General features: G+C 71.4%; 12 protein-coding genes. 5 read left to right on the top strand and 7 right to left on the bottom strand.

Features of this window, described 5'->3' with window-relative positions:
- Positions 1 to 63: 63 nt before the first annotated feature.
- Positions 64 to 741 (bottom strand): hypothetical protein, encoded by a 678-nt coding sequence (locus O2W15_RS10155; RefSeq protein ID WP_269179330.1) that lies wholly within the window; start codon positions 739 to 741, stop codon positions 64 to 66.
- Positions 742 to 820: 79 nt separating this feature from the next.
- On the opposite strand from O2W15_RS10155, the gene O2W15_RS10150 reads away from it, so the two are divergent.
- Positions 821 to 1,984, top strand: coding sequence for a PGN_0703 family putative restriction endonuclease (locus O2W15_RS10150; protein WP_269179329.1), 1,164 nt, complete (start codon positions 821 to 823; stop codon positions 1,982 to 1,984).
- Between the two features lie 86 nt (positions 1,985 to 2,070).
- On the top strand, positions 2,071 to 3,312 hold the full coding sequence (locus O2W15_RS10145; RefSeq protein ID WP_269179328.1) for a hypothetical protein: 1,242 nt from the start codon (positions 2,071 to 2,073) through the stop codon (positions 3,310 to 3,312).
- Between the two features lie 84 nt (positions 3,313 to 3,396).
- Here O2W15_RS10145 and O2W15_RS10140 read toward each other — a convergent pair whose 3' ends face one another.
- Positions 3,397 to 4,392: a PIN domain-containing protein gene (locus O2W15_RS10140; protein WP_269179327.1), complete on the bottom strand. Its 996-nt coding sequence runs from the start codon at positions 4,390 to 4,392 to the stop codon at positions 3,397 to 3,399.
- A 31-nt stretch (positions 4,393 to 4,423) separates the two neighbouring features.
- On the opposite strand from O2W15_RS10140, the gene O2W15_RS10135 reads away from it, so the two are divergent.
- From O2W15_RS10135 to O2W15_RS10125, 3 genes are all read left to right on the top strand, one after another.
- Positions 4,424 to 4,645 (top strand): hypothetical protein, encoded by a 222-nt coding sequence (locus O2W15_RS10135; RefSeq protein ID WP_269179326.1) that lies wholly within the window; start codon positions 4,424 to 4,426, stop codon positions 4,643 to 4,645.
- 1,600 nt (positions 4,646 to 6,245) lie between these two features.
- Positions 6,246 to 6,488, top strand: coding sequence for a hypothetical protein (locus O2W15_RS10130; RefSeq protein WP_269179325.1), 243 nt, complete (start codon positions 6,246 to 6,248; stop codon positions 6,486 to 6,488).
- A gap of 201 nt (positions 6,489 to 6,689) precedes the next feature.
- Positions 6,690 to 6,866: a hypothetical protein gene (locus O2W15_RS10125; RefSeq protein WP_269179324.1), complete on the top strand. Its 177-nt coding sequence runs from the start codon at positions 6,690 to 6,692 to the stop codon at positions 6,864 to 6,866.
- 41 nt (positions 6,867 to 6,907) lie between these two features.
- Here the strand turns inward: O2W15_RS10125 and O2W15_RS10120 are convergent, their stop codons facing one another.
- The 5 genes from O2W15_RS10120 to O2W15_RS10100 form a co-directional block, all read right to left on the bottom strand.
- Entirely contained in the window at positions 6,908 to 7,717 is an 810-nt protein-coding gene (locus tag O2W15_RS10120) for an alpha/beta fold hydrolase (RefSeq protein ID WP_269179323.1), read from the bottom strand.
- A gap of 143 nt (positions 7,718 to 7,860) precedes the next feature.
- Positions 7,861 to 8,730, bottom strand: a complete 870-nt coding sequence (locus O2W15_RS10115) for a collagen-like protein (protein WP_269179322.1) — start codon at positions 8,728 to 8,730, stop codon at positions 7,861 to 7,863.
- Between the two features lie 388 nt (positions 8,731 to 9,118).
- Positions 9,119 to 9,991, bottom strand: coding sequence for an alpha/beta fold hydrolase (locus O2W15_RS10110; protein WP_269179321.1), 873 nt, complete (start codon positions 9,989 to 9,991; stop codon positions 9,119 to 9,121).
- A gap of 52 nt (positions 9,992 to 10,043) precedes the next feature.
- On the bottom strand, positions 10,044 to 12,002 hold the full coding sequence (locus O2W15_RS10105) for a 3-oxoacyl-ACP synthase III family protein (protein ID WP_269179320.1): 1,959 nt from the start codon (positions 12,000 to 12,002) through the stop codon (positions 10,044 to 10,046).
- A complete protein-coding gene (locus tag O2W15_RS10100; protein ID WP_269179319.1) occupies positions 11,999 to 17,563 on the bottom strand; it encodes an ATP-binding protein in 5,565 nt (1,854 codons plus the stop codon). Before O2W15_RS10100 ends, O2W15_RS10105 begins: the two co-directional genes overlap by 4 nt.
- Positions 17,564 to 17,602 lie beyond the last annotated feature (39 nt).

The raw sequence follows: 17,602 nt of genomic DNA, 5'->3' as shown, positions 1-17,602 counted from the left end.
CGACCGCGGTTCAGTGCCTGACGCACGGACGTCAGAATCGCCCTCAGCCTGGCGATTGCCGTACTAGGAACCGCCGGGTGCCCCCAGCGGCGGGCCACACGCGACAACCTCGATCGCCAGCCAACGGAAGGTCCCGTACGGCCCCTCAATGCTCTTGCTGTAGTCCTGCCACTCGACCGAGTAGGTGCCGCTCAGGGTGCGGGTGTTCGCGGGATACATGTCCTTGGCCCAGCGAAGGGTCCCCGAAAGCGTCCTTCCGTCGTTGATGTGGAACTCGCGGTCGTTGCTGGCGAGGCGCTTGGAAGGCAGCCAGAGGTTGGGATCGTTCGTCAGCATGACTGCGAAGCCGTTCTCGGCCAGCCCCGCCCGACAGAACTGCTCCAGCCTGGCAATGTCAAAGACGAAATTTCGCCGGGCCAAGTCAGTGGCCGCGTGGTGGCGCAAGACGAACTTTTCGCCGGTCACGGCATCCGTACCGGTCCAGCCCCGCGTGAAGTACTTGAGTTCGACGGCTGTCCGCGCGTCAGGACGTCGGCACATGAGGTCCAGGTACTGAGAACCCTTGATGCCTTCAACGTGCCGCAGCGGCAACTCCAACCGGATCTGTACGTCGGGATCGAGGTTTTGGACTGCTTGCGCGAAGGCGAGCTGAAAGTCCGCCTCGGAGTGGAAGACCGGCCTCGTGCGAGCCAGTTCTGCCATGACTGAAGCGACTGCGACGCTGCCGGCGATCTCGGTCATGCCGGGAGGATCGCATGGCCTCGGCTCACGCCCCTCGACAGCTCGAAACTGTCGGTGGCCACCCGTAGCGTTCTCGGCGATGACTTACACGCGACAGGAACGGGCCCGGGCGATCGCCTGGAAGAAGCGGACCGATAGTCTCCCGCCGGAGGCGAAGTTGTCGGCCCCTTATGTCGGGAAGAGTGGGGTCCCGAACGGCACGGCGCACGAATTCTGCCTGCCTCCCGGCCACGAGAAGCTGAATCTTCTCGCAGACGTCCGTACCCAGGCGCTGACGTTGTTCGCCGAGCTGGGTGTCCCATGGCATGCCGGGGTGGAAGGGGGGCCGAGCAACCACCTGCTGTCCTCACAGGTGCAGTGCGTCAACGCCCTGGCGCGGATGACGACGGATTCCGAGCGCATCGACCGAGCCTTCGGCGACCTACTCGACATCGGTGAGGTGCTCGAGATCGAGCCCGGCCGACACCTCACGTTCGAGTACATCGGCCCCACCGACTACTTCGGGGAGGCGCCGGGGCGGCAGCGGGTGCGCGGCTCGCAGTGCACCAGCGTCGATGCGGCCTTCCTGCACGTCGCGCGGGACGGCGTACGTGAGCTCGTCTTGGTGGAGTGGAAGTACACGGAGTCCTACAGCGCACGCTCTGAAGATCCGCGGAAGGACGCCGTGCGTGCCGCTCGCTATGGGCCAGCGCTGGCGGACACCGCCGGGCCCGTCCGGGGTGATCTGCTGCCGCTCGACCGCCTGTTCGACGAGCCGCTCTACCAGCTGATGCGGCAGCAGCTACTGGCCCAACAGCTCGAGGTGCACGGGGCGGAAGAAGCTGCGCGGGTTCGCGTGCTGCACGTCCTCCCGTCGGCGAACGACGCCTATCAGCGGTCCCTGCGGCGGCCGGAGCACCGAGAGCTCGGCGCGAACGCCTTTGACGTGTGGCGCGCATTGCTGCGCCGCCCGGACCGCTTCACGTCCGTGGACAGCTCGCTGTTCCTCGATGAGGCGATCACCTCGAACGAGTACGTCTCTCGGTACGGCGGAAAGGTCATCCAGGACCCGGCAGAGCTGCTCGCGGTCTTCGAGGTGCTGGACGCGGGCCACCTGGAGGACGTGCTCGAGTTCCACGGGGACGTCGTCCTCGACGACCGCGGGATCGAGCTACAGGCCGGCACCGAGGGTTTCGGGCTGGAGTTTCCGTTCACAGCGGACGACCTGACCGCGCTGGCTGACGAACTGATCGCAGAGGACTGACTGCCAAGCGGGACCATCCCCCTTCGGAAGTGCCCCCGGCCTCGCTTCCTAGGTCGCCGGCCCCCCATCCACTTACGGTTCGGATCGTGAGCGCATCCCAGGACGACGCCAGTCTGGCTCCGATGACCGCCGCACGTCGGCGCGAGGAGTTTGCGGAACGGCGCGCCGACGCTTTGGCCGAGCGGGTAGGCGCCGCCACCAGCTCGCGACTGCTCTCGGGACAGGGCCGCAGCCCGCGCTACGCGTGGTTCAGCGAGGAAGGCGTCCTCACGCTGGTCGTAGGAGACCAGGAGGGCGACGACGTCGACACGGCCTTGGCGGTCGGGCTCGCGGAGCGAGGGGATCGCGCGCTCCGCCTGGTACTCCCTCACGGTTGGCACGAACCCACGCTGCACCGGTGGCCTTGGTTACGAGACGACTTGCCGCTCGAGGTCTGGACGCACACCGAAGGCACGACGACGCGGCACGGCCGCCCCAGCCGGGTCGCCACGCTGCCGTTGGTCACCAGCGTTGAGGACCCCGCGCTGCATCTCGGCGACCGCACCGGCTGGGTCGAGGACCTCATGCGCTGGGCCGGCACCCAGGAGAACCTCGACCCGGCCCACCGCCGGGGCATCCGAGCGTGGCAGTGCCGCGGCCAGCGCGTGCTGCGCATCGAGCGATCGCGTCGAGGGCTGACCATCGTGGCGGGCATCGACTGGGGCGCGACGTCTCCTCACGAGACGCCGGAGCCACTAGCCATCACCGGACCGCTCACCCCCGCCGAGCTCTCCGCTGTCACCGAACGCGTACAGGCAGGCTGCGACCAGCGACTCGCCGGCGGGGCCCGTAAGCCCGACGAGCACTGGCTGCAGGCCGTGCTCCGTCGGCAGCCTGAGGCGCTCGGCCTGGAACAGCCCGTTCTGCGGGAGCTCCCCGCCTGGCGCCCGCGAGGCAGTTCGGGGTCACGGGGTGAGCAATCCCGCGGCCGCGGCTACGTCGACCTCGCCGGGCTCGACGCCACCGGCACGCTAGTCCTGGTCGAGACCAAGCTCGGGGGCGACGACATGCTCGTCCTCCAAGGGCTGGATTACCGAATCTGGGCCGAGGCGAACCGCTCGCGCCTCACAGCCCGACTCGACTGCCGCAGCGACGTACCGTTTGAGATCTCCTATTGCGTGGGCGGGAAGGACGGCGGGACGCCCACGTGGAGTCGGCACGCCGTCGCACAGCTACGAGCTCTGGCGCCTGACCTCCGCTGGCACGTTCAGGAGGTCACCGACTGGTTCGACGACCAGCCGTCGAGTCGCCGCGGCTCGCTCCACAACTTTCCGCTGCCCGAGGTCTGACTGCGCGGGGCGTGCGACTGCTGTGCCGGGCGGCACGCGGTGCGCAACGCCGTCGGCTGGGCGGTGGGGCTCCGGGGAACGCCGTCATGTGTCGAGGAAGTCCCATTCGCTGCCGAGGACCCAGCGCAGGGCCGAAAGCTTGCCGTTGAGCATCCCGAGCTCGAAATCCGTGTACGGGCCCAGCTGACCAGGCTCTGTGTGAAGCCCCTCAACACGCCGGCGCCCTGGCCCTGCAATCGTGAGTAGGCGCTCCAGCTCGGCGTCGTCCCCAGCGTCCTCGAGCCGGTACTCGTGCTGAAGGGAGCGGTGGTACCAGATGCGGTCGAACAGCTCCCGTTCTGCCTCCACGATCTCGTCCAGCCGTCGGGGCTCCTCCTCGAAGTAGGTCTCCGCGAACAGCTCCTCGATCTCGTCGCCGAAGTAGTCCAGGAGGACCTGGTTGAGGCCGTCGACTGCCAGCCCGTAGGTCGACCCCTCCGCTGCGAACAGACTGGCGAGGTCAGGATGCGGATGCCGCGCGTCTCCGCCGGGCAAGGAGAAGTCGTCGCTGTTGCTCGTGATGAACGCGTGCGGCTCCTGGTCCAGGTCGACCCCGCGGACAGTCGTTTCGTAGAGCTCGATGAGCAAGGCGTCGGCGACACTGTTGCGGGACCGGTGGAACGGTGCCTGCTTCAACAGGCCGCGCTCGACCACTCCGCGCTTCTCTTCGTCCGATGGCTCGAGGACACGGCCGGCCCGGAGCTGGCCCAGCACCTCGTCGAAGTTGCGGGTGGTCATCGCTCCAATGAGCGGGGCATGACGCGCAAGGTCCGTGATGACCTTGAGAGCTTGCTCCTGGTCCGAACCGCCATAGTCATCGAGATCTCGCTTGATGAGCTTGAACCGCTGCGCGATGCTCGCCGTCATCGACGCCTCAACCCGATCTCGGTTCCGCTCGAACTCGTCGATGACGAGTCGAGGGACGAGTAGCTCGACCTCCCCCTGCTGAGCGAGTACCCGGAGCGCGACAATCCAGCGCTGCCCGTCGCGGCGCTTGCACAGGTCCAGCCAGGTGGAGGTATCAACGAGCAGATGGAGCACGACCTCACCGTATGGCGTACCCGGAGGCGACATGGCCCAGGTGACCGAGGAGCAGAAGGCTCAGCGAGCGGCCGCACGTCGCCGCAGCTCTGCCTTAGCAGCCGAGGAGGACGACCTCCGTCATGAGCGCAAGCGTCGGGAGTGGGATGCCAACTGCACCCAGCTCACCCGCGACGCGATCGAGACCGGCGTTCCCTGTCGCGGCTGCGGCCATCCGATCATCGACGGGCTCGCGACTGGCCGCCGCTCATGAAGCTAGGCGAGCAGGAGAAGCGCGAGTACGACGCCGCCCAGGCGGACTTCGCCGCCCGCCACAAGGACTGCCGTGGCCATCGCTGGAGCTTGTCGGGCCCCCGCGCGCTGCACTGCGGTTACTGCTGCCCTCCGCCGCCCCTCACCGAGCGGCAGCTGGAGAAGCTCGGCACGCTGCTCCGCGCAAGCCGACCGCATCCGGCGGAGCTACGGACGTGGCGTCTGACCCTGACCTGCGACCACGTCATCGACGTCCAGCAGCACAAGTCGCACGGGCGATGGACGACCAACGTACGGCACTGCCCCACCTGCGATAAGACCCGCGCGGCCGTAGCCGCGGAAGCTCAGCAGTAGGCGCTCGTACTCACAAGGGCGGCTCCTCGCGGGACAACGGCAGACCGGCCGGCGTACGCATCGGCCCGGCGTCCAGGCCCCCGTTGAGCCACGGCCACCGTGTTCGGTGCACCTCGGACCGACGCCCTCGGTGCGGTGAGGCCCGACAGTGCCAGTCGGCCCGGTGCCGTGCCGGCACGTCCAGCTCGAAATGGGCATCGGGGCCCCGCCAGATCGAGTGGTCTTGGTGCCCCCCCCCCCCCGCTGGGCGTTGTCCCACTCGACGAGCAGCCGACGCCGCTGCAGCCGTCAGTGCGGCTCCCCTGGGGCGGCTACGCAGTGTCGGTAGTCGGCGTACAAGGATGCAGTCGAGGCACCGCATGAAGCGTGACGCCGCAAATGCCCAGGTCAGACGGCTAGCGCGCCAGAGTGTGGGCTAATCGGTGATCGAGAGCCAAGCGTGTGCGGAAGTACTGTGTCCCCCTCGGACACCACGGAGTGGGACGCGTCCTACCCTCCTCGGGCGGAACTGCACCCAGATGGGTCGAATCCCAGCCTCGCGGGCGGAATGCCCGGCACGGCTACGGCCATGCCACGGGCAGCACAACCCGCCTCCCTGCACGCCCGGCGTCGCGGCGGCCAGCACGCTCGCACGCGCAGCTCCTCGCTCCATGCGGCCACCATGCCCGCCGTTGCCACCCCGGCACTTGGCCTGTCCCCGGCCGGCGGCTGGGCGTTCGGCGGCAGCGCACCGTCCGGGGCGGAGCTCACCGAGCTGTGGCTGAGCACCGACGTGCTTCGGGAGCGTGACCAACGGCCGCCCGGCGCCGCCGACTTCGCCCCGATGCACGCCCGCGCAGCCGACCCGACATCCGCGCGCACCGATGCGCCGCAAGTTGTTCGCCATGCCCGGTCAGCTCGTCCACACCGGACGACGACGGCACCTACGCCCCACCCGCCAGTTGGCCCTGGACGACCCGATCCTGCTCGCGTTGACGCGGATCACCACGATCCCTCTGGGCTGCTGAACAGCCAGCCCGTCCTGACGGCCAAGAACTCGGAGAAGCCGGCAGACCGGCAGCTCATCCCTGCCCGAGGTCCATCTCGTCTGCCGAAACGACGACACCCGCGCGTTCCCGCCGCCAGAATCAACGGTGGCTCCGGCTCAGCTCCGTCGCCTTAGCCGTTTACGCTCCCAGGTCGACAGTCGTTGACTGACCCGTAGCGCGGTCACAGCCGACCCGACGGGGCTGACTGGAGGTCACAGCATGTCGGCTGATCGCGCAGCCCACGACGCCCGCCGGACGCGTTCCGTCCCTGCGACGATCGCGCTGGTCGCAATCGGGGTCTTCTTCATCGGCCACGGTGGGTACGTGCTCACCACCCCGCCCGAGGAGAGCGTCTGGCACCAGGCGACGTTGGTGGCGTTGATCGTTGCCGGGGTCAGTCTGCTCATCGGTGTCTCCATCGACATCATCCGAGGGTCGAAGACGACCTGGACCTTCAAGTAGTCGCGCACCACCCCGTGGATCTGTTGGACTCTGCGCCCGCCTTGGACTCGATCCGGCCACCGCGGGTCAAGCTCCGGCCACCGCGATACGGACGACTCCCGCCACCCGGCCGCAGCCGGATGACCACGAGGGGGTCAACCGCAGGCGTCGCCGGAGTCAGCCCTCGGCCATCGTTGACACCTCCTTCCGGAGGTCTTCCAGGTGGTCCCCGCCTCGAACACCCGGGCAAGAGCCACGACCTCGACGCCGGTGGGGGCCTCCTTCCTCCGCGCCCTCGGCGAATCCACCCGCAGGTACGCCGAGCAGACCGAGCAGGAACACCAGCGCCTCGCCGATGCCGTGGCGCGCGGCGCCGTCCCCGGTGAGCGGGGTGTGTGACGTGTCCGATGTGCCGGGCACTCGCCGACGACCGCCATCTGTCAGCTTGCGGACCGGTTCCTCTCCAGCCAGTCGACGAGCACCTTCGAGACGTGCCCGGGCTGATCGGTCATCAGCACGTGGTTCGCGTTCGGGATCATCACGAGCTCGGCGCCGGGGATGCGGCCGGCGAGGGTGCGGCCGTTCTCCGGCGGGACGAGCGCATCCCGCTCTCCGTGTACGACCAGCGTCGGCGCGGTGATGCCGTCCAAGCGGTCATGGCCGTCCCATCGTGACGACCCCATCACCTGCGCCAGGTAACCCGCGTTCGTGGCGGCGAGCGGGAACCGCACCGCCCAGTCCTCCTCGATGCGCTCGCGGGGTGTCTCGGGCGCGTAGTTGTAGGGGATGGAGGCTTCCGCCGCCTCCTGGGGTGTCGTCAGCCCGCGCTGCATCAGCATCGCCATCGCCTGGGGGTTCATGACGGCGTGCGCGATGCCCGGGTGAGTGGCGATCAGGCACAGCGAGCGGACCCGCTCCGGGGCGCTGTGCACGATCTCCTGGGCGATCAGGCCGCCCATCGAGATGCCGACGACGTGGGCGGTGTCCACGTCCGCCGCGTCCAGCACGGCCAGGCAGTCCGCCGCCATGGTCTCGACCGTGTACGGCGCTCCAGGGACGTCACCGGTGCGGCCGGCGCCTCGGTTGTCGACGCGGATGACCCGGTGACCCTCGGCCAGCGCGGGCACCAGCCGGAACCACATCGCGGCCGGGTAGGCGAGCCCCATGACCAGCAGGACGGCGGGAGCGTCCTCCGGCCCGTTGGACTCCCAGGCGATGCGGGCCGTGTCAGGACGTTCGATGACCGGCACGGGGCGCTCCGCTCTCGGGGATCGGGGACTCGGTCCATTCTGTATCAAGAGCCGGGCGCCCTGGGTCGTCCGGCCCGTGACAAGGCGAAGGGCGCCTCGTTCCGACTCTGCGGAACGAGGCGCCCTTCATCCGTCCAGCGCTGTCAGGCCGTGGAGCGCACGTTGGACCGATCGGCGACCGAGTGCTCGTTCGCCCGGCCCTCGGTGTCGACGATGGCGCGCAGGAACAACCCGCCCTGCAGCTTGACCAGCCGCGACGTCAACGTCGCGACGTACCGAGCGCCGACCCGCGGGTCGAGCAGGGTGCGCGGCGTGATGTCCAGCGCCGCGTGCTTGACCTTGGCCGCGAGCTCAGCGGGGCTGGGCTGGTGGAGCCAGGCGGGACCGGAGGCGCCCTGCGGACCCTGCACGCCGGGCAGACCGACCGGGCCGGCCGCGCCGGCCTGACCCTGCACGCCCTGCGGCCCCTGCAGGCCGCGAACGCCCGACTCGCCCCGCTCACCGAGCACGCCCGGCGCGCCCTGCAGACCGCGCGGGCCCTTCTCGCCCTGCTCGCCCGTCGCGCCGATCACGCCACGCTGCCCCTGGGCGCCCTGGAGACCCTTTGCGCCCGCCGGCCCCTGCTCACCGGGAAGACCCAGCACGCCGGCGGGACCCTGCTCGCCCTGCTTGCCAGGCAGGCCCTGCGCACCGACCTCGCCGGGCCGACCGGTCGAGCCGGGCAGGCCCTGCTCGCCCTGCGCGCCGGTCTCGCCCTCGAGTCCCTGCGGTCCCTTCTCGCCCTGCTGGCCGAGCGGCCCCTTCGGACCGCGCTCACCAACCGGGCCGACAGGACCGGTCGGGCCGTTGTCGCCCTGCTCGCCGACGGCGCCGACCGGGCCGCGGGCACCCCTCTCGCCGGGCTCGCCCGCCGCGCCGACCGGACCCCGAGGCCCCTTGTCGCCGGGCTCGCCCGGGGCGCCGACCGGGCCGGTCGGGCCCTTGACGCCACGGTCGCCCTCCTCGACGGTCACGTCGACGGGAACGGCGATGGTCTCAGTGCTTCGTCGTGGTCTTGGACTGTGCCATGTGGATCTGGCCTCTCATGGGTGTCAGGCAGCGTCGTTGGATCGGCTGCCTGTGGTGATGCTCGTGTCGGCCTCTGCCTGGACCGATCGACACCGCAGAGGCGGCGTCGAGAGTGCATCGGCCTCGAGGACCAACACAGTCGTGATGCCCACTGCTAGCCAGAGCAAGCACCCTGCTAGCAGTGAGCCTGGTCACAAGCCCCGCATCACGGACGAGCTGTGCCCGCTGCCCGGTCGCCGGCCACGGCCGCCTCCGGCGTCAGCGGCTCACACGACGTCCGCGGGACGGCGCAGTGCTGCCCCCGGTACGTCCCGCACCGCGCCGGCCTCGAGGTCAGCCGCGGCGGGGCGTACGGCCGGCGAGCCGCCGCAGCTCCTCGGCCATCACCTCCGGGTACTGCAGCGGCAGGAAGTGCGTGCCGGCCATCTCGCGGAGCCGGGCCCCGGGCACCGACCGAGCTGCCCTGCGCACGTCGACGACGTCGACCAGGGAGTCGTAGCGGCCCGCCACGAAGGTGACCGGGCAGGCCACCCGGGTGACGTCGAGTGGCGCATGCTGGGCGGTGGCGTCCGCGAGGTGTCGGAACCAGGACCAGTCGCTCCTGGCGAACTCGTGCAGCACCGCGCGCAGCAGGCCCGGGTGGGCCGCCTCCTGCACGGGTCCGCGCAGCGCCGCCAGGGACAGCAGCTCCTGCCAGGGCGGCAGACTGGCCGACACCAGCGGCAGCAGGGGCCCCATGACCGGCAACAGCCGGCTGCCCAGCCGGCCCATCGGCGACCGCAGCCGTCGGGGCACGCCGTAGGTGCCGAACAGGGCGGAGTAGCTGCCCCCGGGGACGCCGGCGACGGCGAGCACGGCGCTCACCCGGGCCGGGTCCTCCAGGGCCAGCTCGAACGCCACGTTGACCCCGAGCGACCAGCCCACCACCATCGCCGAGCGCATCCCGTAGGCGTCGAGCACGGCTCGTGCGTCGTCGGCGTGGTCCTCGACCCGCACCCGGCTCCGGTCGGCCGGGCGCTCCGACCCGCCGAGGCCGCGCTGGGACCAGCTGACCACCCGGTAGCCGCTGTCCCGGGCGACGATCCGCGGCCAGGCCGCGGGCGGCGCGCCCAGGCCGTTGCACAGCAGTACGGGGATGCCCGAGCCGTCGTTGCACCAGGCGCGGAGGGCGGTCCCGTCCGCGCCGCGCACCTCGCGGGTGCTCATGGCGGCCTGCTCACGCCGGCTGTTCACCGGCGTGGACTGCCGGCGACCGCCGTCACCCGAAAGCCACCCGCATGTCCTCCGAGGCCGGCGAGGCCCCGTCCGACGCCGGGAGGGCCGGCTCGGCGTGATCGCGCTCCGGGGCGGCCCCCTGCTGTACGGCGACGACCGCGGGGTCCAGCGTCAGGACGGTGTAGCCGGCCACGGCTCCGGCGCCGAAGCCCGGCGCGAAGATGCGCACCGGTGCGGTGATGACGCCGTCCCGCACCGCGTCGTGGATGGCCAGCGGGATGCTCGCGGACGAGGTGTTGCCGACCTCCTCGATGTTGAAGTAGAGCTGATCGGGCGTGAGCCCGGCCTGCTCGGCCAGCTGCAGCACCATGGTCTTGTTGGCCTGGTGCGGGACGATGAGGTCGATGCTCTCCAGCAGGGAGCCCGCCCGGCCGTCGGGGTCGGGCAGGGCCGTGATCTCCTCGATCATCTGCGCGAGGTAGCGGCCCGCCAGCGCCTTCACGTGCGGGCCGAAGACGGTGATGTTGTTGTCGAACACCGGGTTGGGCCAGATGATCGAGTTGACCTCGCTGGCCGGGCCGCTGGCGTAGGTCTGCAGGTAGTGGAAGTCGGGCGCCGCGCCGTCCGGCGCTGGTCCCACGACCATCGCCGCCGCGCCGTCCCCGAAGATCATCCGGGAGGTGCGGACGTTGCCGATCTTGTCCGAGAACTTCTCGACGCACACCACGAGGACCGGCCGGTCGACCTCCTGCAGCAGCCGGGTCGCCTCGGCCAGCCCGTACGGCATCCCCGCGCAGGCGGCGACGAGGTCGTAGGCGGCGTGGGTCTGGTGGATCCCGAGCTGACCGCAGATGTAGGTGGCCAGCGAGGGGATCAGCCGGGAGCTCGTGCAGGTGCACACCAGGACGCCGCCGATCTCCTCCGGCTCCCGCCCCGCCTTGGCCAGCGCCGCCTGCGCAGCCTGCAGGCCGAGCTCCTCCAGGCTCAGCGAGCTGTACTGGCGCTGCCGGATACCGGTCTTGGCGCCGATCTCGTCGGCGCCCATCGGCGACCAGTTGTAGGCGGAGTTGCGGATCAGGTCCTCGTTGCTGCACACCTGGTCGCCGTGCACGGCGGCCAGCGACTCCAGGCGGGGCAACACGGCGAACTGCCGGCGCACGTCGATCTCCGGGAACGGTCGCACCGGCGGCCGGCTCTCCCGCGCCGGCGCCGCGGGACGGCTCCGGACGCCGGCGTCCAGGCGCCGCAGGAAGGCCCGCACCTCGGCGTCCCGCGGGTGGAAGGTCACCACGTAGTCGTCGTCGGCCAGCTGGCCGGCCTCGACCAGCTCCACCTGCGACCGGTCCCACGGGTACTGGTTGTGCAGCACCATCGCCCACCGCAGCAGCGCCTCGAGCTCGGGCACCTCCTCGTCGCAGTCGAGGATGTCGGTGTAGTCGTAGACCGGGTAGTCCGGGTCGTAGTCCGGCAGCCGGAAGGTGAGGTTGGCCGGCGTCTCCAGGAACTGGGCGACCGTGGGCTTGACGGCCGGGAGCGTGGTCGCGTGGTTCCTGCGGTTGCCGAAGACGTCGAACAGGATCTCGAAGATCCGGTCCTCGACGGGCTCGTCCCACTGGGCCGGCAGCGTCGGGTAGGCGGCCTGGACGGCGGCGATCTTGGTGTCGCCGTCCTCCCACGGCTCCAGCACGGGCAGGAACACGTCGGTCCGGGTCCGCGGCACGTCGGCCCAGCGGGTCGGCCGCTTGTCGTACATGGTCATCGCGAAGCGGTTGGCCCAGAACAGGTTCAGCGCGAGGTCGCGCATCAGGGCGTACCGGCTCTCGTAGCCGCCGACCCGGACCTTGTCCAGGATGTCGGTGCCGCTGGGGGCCTTGGTCTCGAAGTCCCGGCGGATGACGCTGTCGAGCTGCTCCAAGGACTCCATGGTGGAGAAGTCCAGCTGCGGGAAGATGTTCGTGGGCAGTACCAGACGACCGTGCTTGTTGAGGGCGAACGCGTTCATGTCGACTCCTCCTGGAGTGCGTGCGACGGGTCCTGCGTGGCGCGCTGCATCCCTCGCTCCACGGCGTCGATGAGGCGGGGGCGCAGCTCGGCGGCGGGGATGATGGCGTGCACGGAACCCATCCGGCGGGCCCGCTCGATGTCGTGCACCGCCTCGAACTCGGCCCCGACCTCGCCCAGCTTCTCCGAACGGACCGTGCTGCGGAGGGTGGCGAGCTCCACCCGGAGCCGGGCCTGCTCCACCCCGTCGGCCGCGGCCACCGAGGCCTCCAGGTCGCGCACCCGGGGATCGGCGGCGGTGCGCTTGTCGACCTCGCCGGTGAACACGACGGCGGCCGCGGGCGCCCCGCCCAGGACCGAGGCGTAGGAGCCCTCGACGGCCAGCACCTCCATGTTGTCGTTCAGGGCGCCGGAGAAGACCACGAAGGCGCCGCCGTGGTACCGGGAGACGACGCAGAAGACGATCGGGCCGTCGAAGTTGACGATCGCCCGGCCGATCTCGGCCCCGTTCTCCAGCTGCACGTTGCGCAACGACTCCGGCGAGCCGTCGAAGCCCGACAGGTTCGCCAGCACCACCAGTGGCCGGTTGCCGCTGCACGCGTTGATCGCCCGCGCGGCCTTCTTCGACGACTTCGGGAACAGCGTGCCGGCGGTCCACTGGTCGGGGCCGTCCGCCGGAAAGCTGCCGCGCCGCGGGATCGGCCGCGACTCGATCCCCAGGATCGTGACGGGGTGGCCGCCGAGATGCGCGTCCTGGACGACGGTGGTGTCGGCCTCCGCCATGCCCGCCCAGCGCTCGAGCACCGGGTGGTCCTGGTCGGTGACGGCCCGCATGACCGTCCGGATGTCGAAGGCCTTCTTCCGGTCCGGGTTCGTCTCGGCCGAGAAGATGTCACCGACCGTGGTGAACTCGCTGGACGGGTGCTGGTGCGGGAACGAGCGCACGTCACGGTCCACCGGGTCGCCGGTGTCGGAGCGTCGGGCCCAGCGCTCGCCGGGGGCGACGTAGGCGTACTCGTAGTGCTGGAACAGCAGCTCGACGGCCGCGGTCAGGTTCGGCGCCCAGTACTGCGCCTGACCGTTGGGTCCCATCACCCGGTCGTAGCCGCCGATCCCGAAGTTGTCCTCGGCCGACACGCCCCCGGAGTAGTCCAGGGAGTGCTTTCCGGTGAGCACCATCGCGCTGTCCGGGGTCATGACCAGGATGCCCTTGGTGTGCAGCAGCATCGTGGCCTCGGCGTTCCAGTACGGCTGCGCACCTACGTTGATGCCGGCCACGACGACGTTGACCTCCCCGCCGGCCTGGGTGAACGTGATCAGCCGGCGCAGCGCCCGCGCCACCCCGTCCATGTTCTCGGTCCCGCTGTCCATCGAGATCTTGGCCCCGGACGACAGCGCGAACCACTCGACCGGGATGCCGCGCTCCTCGGCGAGGTCGATCGCGGCGACGACGAGGGCGCACTCGGGGACGGCGACGGTGCCCAGGGCCTTCGTGGGGTCGCCGAAGAGCACCACCCGGGTCATGCCCTCGGGGTGCCGCGTGGTCGGCGTGGTCACCACGCCGACCACGATGCCGGCGCGGTTGCGGCCGGGTGGGCGCTCGACCGGCACCAGCCGGCCGGCGTCGTCCAGGTCGTGCTCGACGAAGGTGCCGCCCGGACCGGCGAGCAGCGGCGCGAGCTCGTAGGGGTACACGGTGCCGCGGGCGCGCGAGCGCAGCACCTTCTGGGTGTAGTCGTCCAGCGGCCGCATCGGCTCGGTCGGCCGGTCGGTGACCCGCATGCTCACGCCGGTGCCGGGTGCGTAGGCGAAGCGCAGCGCCACCTCGCGGGGCGTCGCGGAACCCTCCTCCTGCAGCCGGGCCAGCAGGATGATCTCCTCCAGCCCCGCTCCCGCGGTGAGCGGCGCCGACGCCCGGGCGAGGCTCGCGAGTTCCGCCAGCGGGACCTCGATGGACGGCCAGGCGTAGAGGAACACCCGGTTGTGGTCCAGGGGACGGCGCGACCTGCGGTGGGACTGCGCCCGGCGCAGCCCGTCGAGACAGGCCGTGAGCTGCCGCTCGACCGTCGGGTACGCGACGACCTCGCCCGCGTCGTCCCGGACCGGGGTCAGGTCGCGGACCTCCGCCATCGCGATGAACCGTTCGTCGTTCGGGTTCTCCTTCGCGCCGATGTGGAACAGGTACGTGTCCTCGGCCGACGGCAGGCGCACACCGTCGAAGTTCTTCAGGCGCCACAGGTTGAGTCGCTGCGCGGTCAGCGGGTGGAGTCCACGGATGATCCGGTCCTCCACGAGCCCGCCCGCGTCCCGGCCGTCCGCTTCTGCGCCGTCCGCTCCTGGGCCGTCCGGCGCCGGTCGGAAGGTCACGGTCTCCGCGTCACCGTCGGGGGTGGAGACCGTCACCGTCACCCGGCGGGCCTTCCGCAGCGGCGCCACGGCGTCCAGCAGGTCGCGCAGTTCCGCCGCCATCGTGTCGGCGTCCGCCGGACGGTCCGGCCAGGACAGGTAGAGGTCCACCAGCAGGTGCGGGGGGTCGGCGACGTCCTCGGCCGCCCGCGCGAGCGCGGACAGTGCGGCGGGGAGGGCCTCCCGCTCGGCCATCAGTGCCACCAGGTGCAGCCGGGACCCGTTCAGCTCGTAGTCCGCCGAGACGCACGAGTGACCGCCGAGCAGGGAGGTCCGCACGTGCTGCAGGTCGCGGCTGCGGTAGTAGCGGCGGGTCAGCACCTCCAGCACGGGATCGGGCTCCGTCGTCGGCCGTCCGGCACGCTGGCCCAGCAGCCGGATCAGGGGCTCGGGGCTGGCCACCAGCGTCTCGATCCGGGCCATGCCGGCGCCGGTGTCGCCGCGCGCGCCGGCCTCGTCGAGCTCGGTCAGCAACCGGTCGGCCTCGTCGAGCACCTCCTGTCGGGCCCGCTGCAGCACCGGCTCCTCGAACCAGCTGAAGCGCACGGCGCGGGCCAGGTCACCGACGGTCGGGTAGCGCAACTGGGTCGCGGTGACGAGCCGGTCGAGCACCTCCCCCACCTCGGCCCGCGACGGCCCGGGAGAAGGGCTGCCGGCGTCGAGCCAGCGCTCCAGCAGCGCCTGGACCGCGGGGAGCTGGTCGGCGATGCGCTGCTGGGCGAGGAAGATGCGGTGCACCGCCTCCTCCAGCGCCGGGCCCGGTTCGAGGTCGCGGACGTCGTAGTGCAGCAGCGCCCGGGAGAGCCGGGCGCGGAAGCTCTCCGGCAGCGCCTCCCGCTCGACGTCCAGGGAGTGCAGGTAGGCGTGGAAGTACTCCCGCGGGCTGTGCACCTGCTGGTCGGCTTCCTCCTCCTCACTCGCCGGACGGTTGCGGGCCAGCTCGCAGAGGTCGGCGAACGTGGTGAGCACGGCGAGCTCGCCGCGGAGCAGTTCCGGGTCGTCCACCGGCAGCTCGCTGCGGCCCGTGCAGTACTCGGCGACCAACGCCCGGGCGTGGTCGGCGCTGACGTCCCAACCGGTGATCAGCGCCTCCAGCTCGGCCAGCAGCGGCGCCGCCGTCGCGTGCGGGTCGGGCTGCGCGTCCGCGGGTCCGGGGAGCGCGATCCGCTCGCCCGTGGCCTCCTCGACGTCCCCACCGGTCCGTTCCAGGTCGAGCAGCGCGACGCCGGCATCGACCTGCACGTTCGGCCCGACGAGCAGCTGGCGGACCCGGCCGGCGAACGGCGCCCGCACGGCGGTCTCCATCTTCATGCTCTCCAGCACGGCGACCGTCTGGCCGGCCTCGACCTCCTGCCCGGCCTGGACCCGGAGGGCGACGACGACCGACGGGGCGGGCGCGCGCACCAGTCCGCCGGCGTCGCGGGTGACCCGGTGGGACACGCCGTCGACCTCGACCAGGTGCGAGCCGGCGGCCGTCACCGCGACGACGGAGAAGCGCCGGCCGTCGACCGTGAGACGGCTCTCCAGCGGGCTCAGCCGGTCGACGTCCACGTCGACGGACCGGCCGCCGAGCTCGACGCGGTAACGGTCGCGGCTGACCTTGGCGGCGGTCAGGCGGTAGACCTGCCCCCGGTGGCCGAGCTCGACCGTGCGCCCCACCTCGTGCGGCGCGCGCGGTCGTCCGCCCCGGGCGGACGCCAGGAAGGCCGCGCGTTCCCGGGCCTCCTCGGAGTCGGAGGCGTCGACGGCCACCTGGAGGAGGGCGACGAAGCCGTTGGGCATGGTCTCCGCCTGCTCGTTGCCCGTGCGGTCCAACCAGCCGGTGTCGGCGGTGCCCGCCACGACCTCCGGCCGGTCCAGCAGGTCGAGCAGGAAGGACTTCGTGGTGGTGCCGCCCCGCAGCACGACGGTCGTCTCGCGCAGCGCGCACCGCAGGCGCGCGAGCGCCTCGGGGCGGTCCCGCCCCCAGGCGATGACCTTGGCGACCATCGAGTCGTAGAGCGGCGGGACGACGTCCCCGACGCCGATGCCGGTGTCCACGCGGACGCCCGGGCCGGTGGGGAGCCGCATCAGCTCGACCCGGCCGGGTGCCGGGGCGAACCCCTGCTCGGCGTCCTCGGCGTTGAGCCGCGCCTCGACGGCGTGCCCGGACTCCGCCGGCGGGTCCCCGACGAGCCGGCCGCCGGCGGCGACGTGCAGCTGGAGCTTCACGATGTCGAGCCCGGTCGTCACCTCGGTCACCGGGTGCTCGACCTGCAGCCGGGTGTTGACCTCGAGGAAGGTGAACAGCTGCTCGGTGGGCTGGTACAGGAACTCGACCGTGCCGGCACCGACGTAGCCCGCGGCCCGGACCAGCGCGATGGACGACTCGCGCAAGGCGGTGTCCTGCTCGCGGCTCAGGACCGGCGAGCTGGACTCCTCGAGCACCTTCTGGTTGCGCCGCTGCACCGAGCAGTCCCGTACCCCGGGTGCCCACACCGCCCCGTGCTGGTCGGCGATCACCTGCACCTCGACGTGCCGGCCGCCCTCGACCAGTCGCTCCATGAACACGATCGGGTCCCCGAAGGTCCGCGCCGCCTCGGCCTGCGTGCGGGTGAGGGCCTCCGCCAGCTCGTCCTCGGCGCGGACCACGCGGATCCCCCGGCCGCCACCGCCGCTCCTGGCCTTGACGATGAGCGGATAGCCGATGACGGCAGCGTGCCGGTGACCGTCCTCGACGGTCTCGACCGGGCCGCCGCTCCACGGCGCGACGGGGACGCCGGTCTGCTCGGCGAGGACCTTGGCTTCGATCTTGGCGCCCAGCAGCCGCATGGCCCCCGGCGGCGGCCCGATGAAGGTCACGCCGAGGTCGGCGCACAGCTCGGCGAACGCGGGGTCCTCCGCGACGAAACCCCAGCCGACCCACGCGGCGTCGGCTCGGCCGGCCCGCAGCGCCCGGCCGAGTTCTCCGTGGTCCAGGTACGGGGTCCCCCCACCGGTCTCGCGGAGGACGACGGCCTCGTCGGCAGCGCGGACGAAGGAGGCCCGGCGCTCGGCCTCGGTGTGCAGCGCGATCACGCGGATCGCGGTGCCGTGCTCGGCGTTGAGCTCGCGCACGGCCCGGATGAGCCGCAGAGCGGGCTCGCCCCGGTTGACCACTGCGATGCGGTGGAACACCCGCACACCCCTCCCCCGTCGACGGATCGGTCAGGTCAT

The sequence above is a fragment of the Modestobacter sp. VKM Ac-2979 genome (assembly GCF_026967995.1).
Taxonomy (GTDB): Bacteria; Actinomycetota; Actinomycetes; order Mycobacteriales; family Geodermatophilaceae; genus Modestobacter.
This window is presented reverse-complemented; position numbering and strand designations above follow the sequence as displayed.

Coding starts and splice junctions, on each gene's coding strand:
- O2W15_RS10130 (WP_269179325.1), top strand. CDS start 6,246: ATGTCGGCTGATCGCGCAGCCCACGACGCCCGCCGGACGCGTTCCGTC.
- O2W15_RS10155 (WP_269179330.1), bottom strand. CDS start 741: ATGACCGAGATCGCCGGCAGCGTCGCAGTCGCTTCAGTCATGGCAGAA.
- O2W15_RS10105 (WP_269179320.1), bottom strand. CDS start 12,002: ATGAACGCGTTCGCCCTCAACAAGCACGGTCGTCTGGTACTGCCCACG.
- O2W15_RS10150 (WP_269179329.1), top strand. CDS start 821: ATGACTTACACGCGACAGGAACGGGCCCGGGCGATCGCCTGGAAGAAG.
- O2W15_RS10135 (WP_269179326.1), top strand. CDS start 4,424: ATGGCCCAGGTGACCGAGGAGCAGAAGGCTCAGCGAGCGGCCGCACGT.
- O2W15_RS10110 (WP_269179321.1), bottom strand. CDS start 9,991: ATGAGCACCCGCGAGGTGCGCGGCGCGGACGGGACCGCCCTCCGCGCC.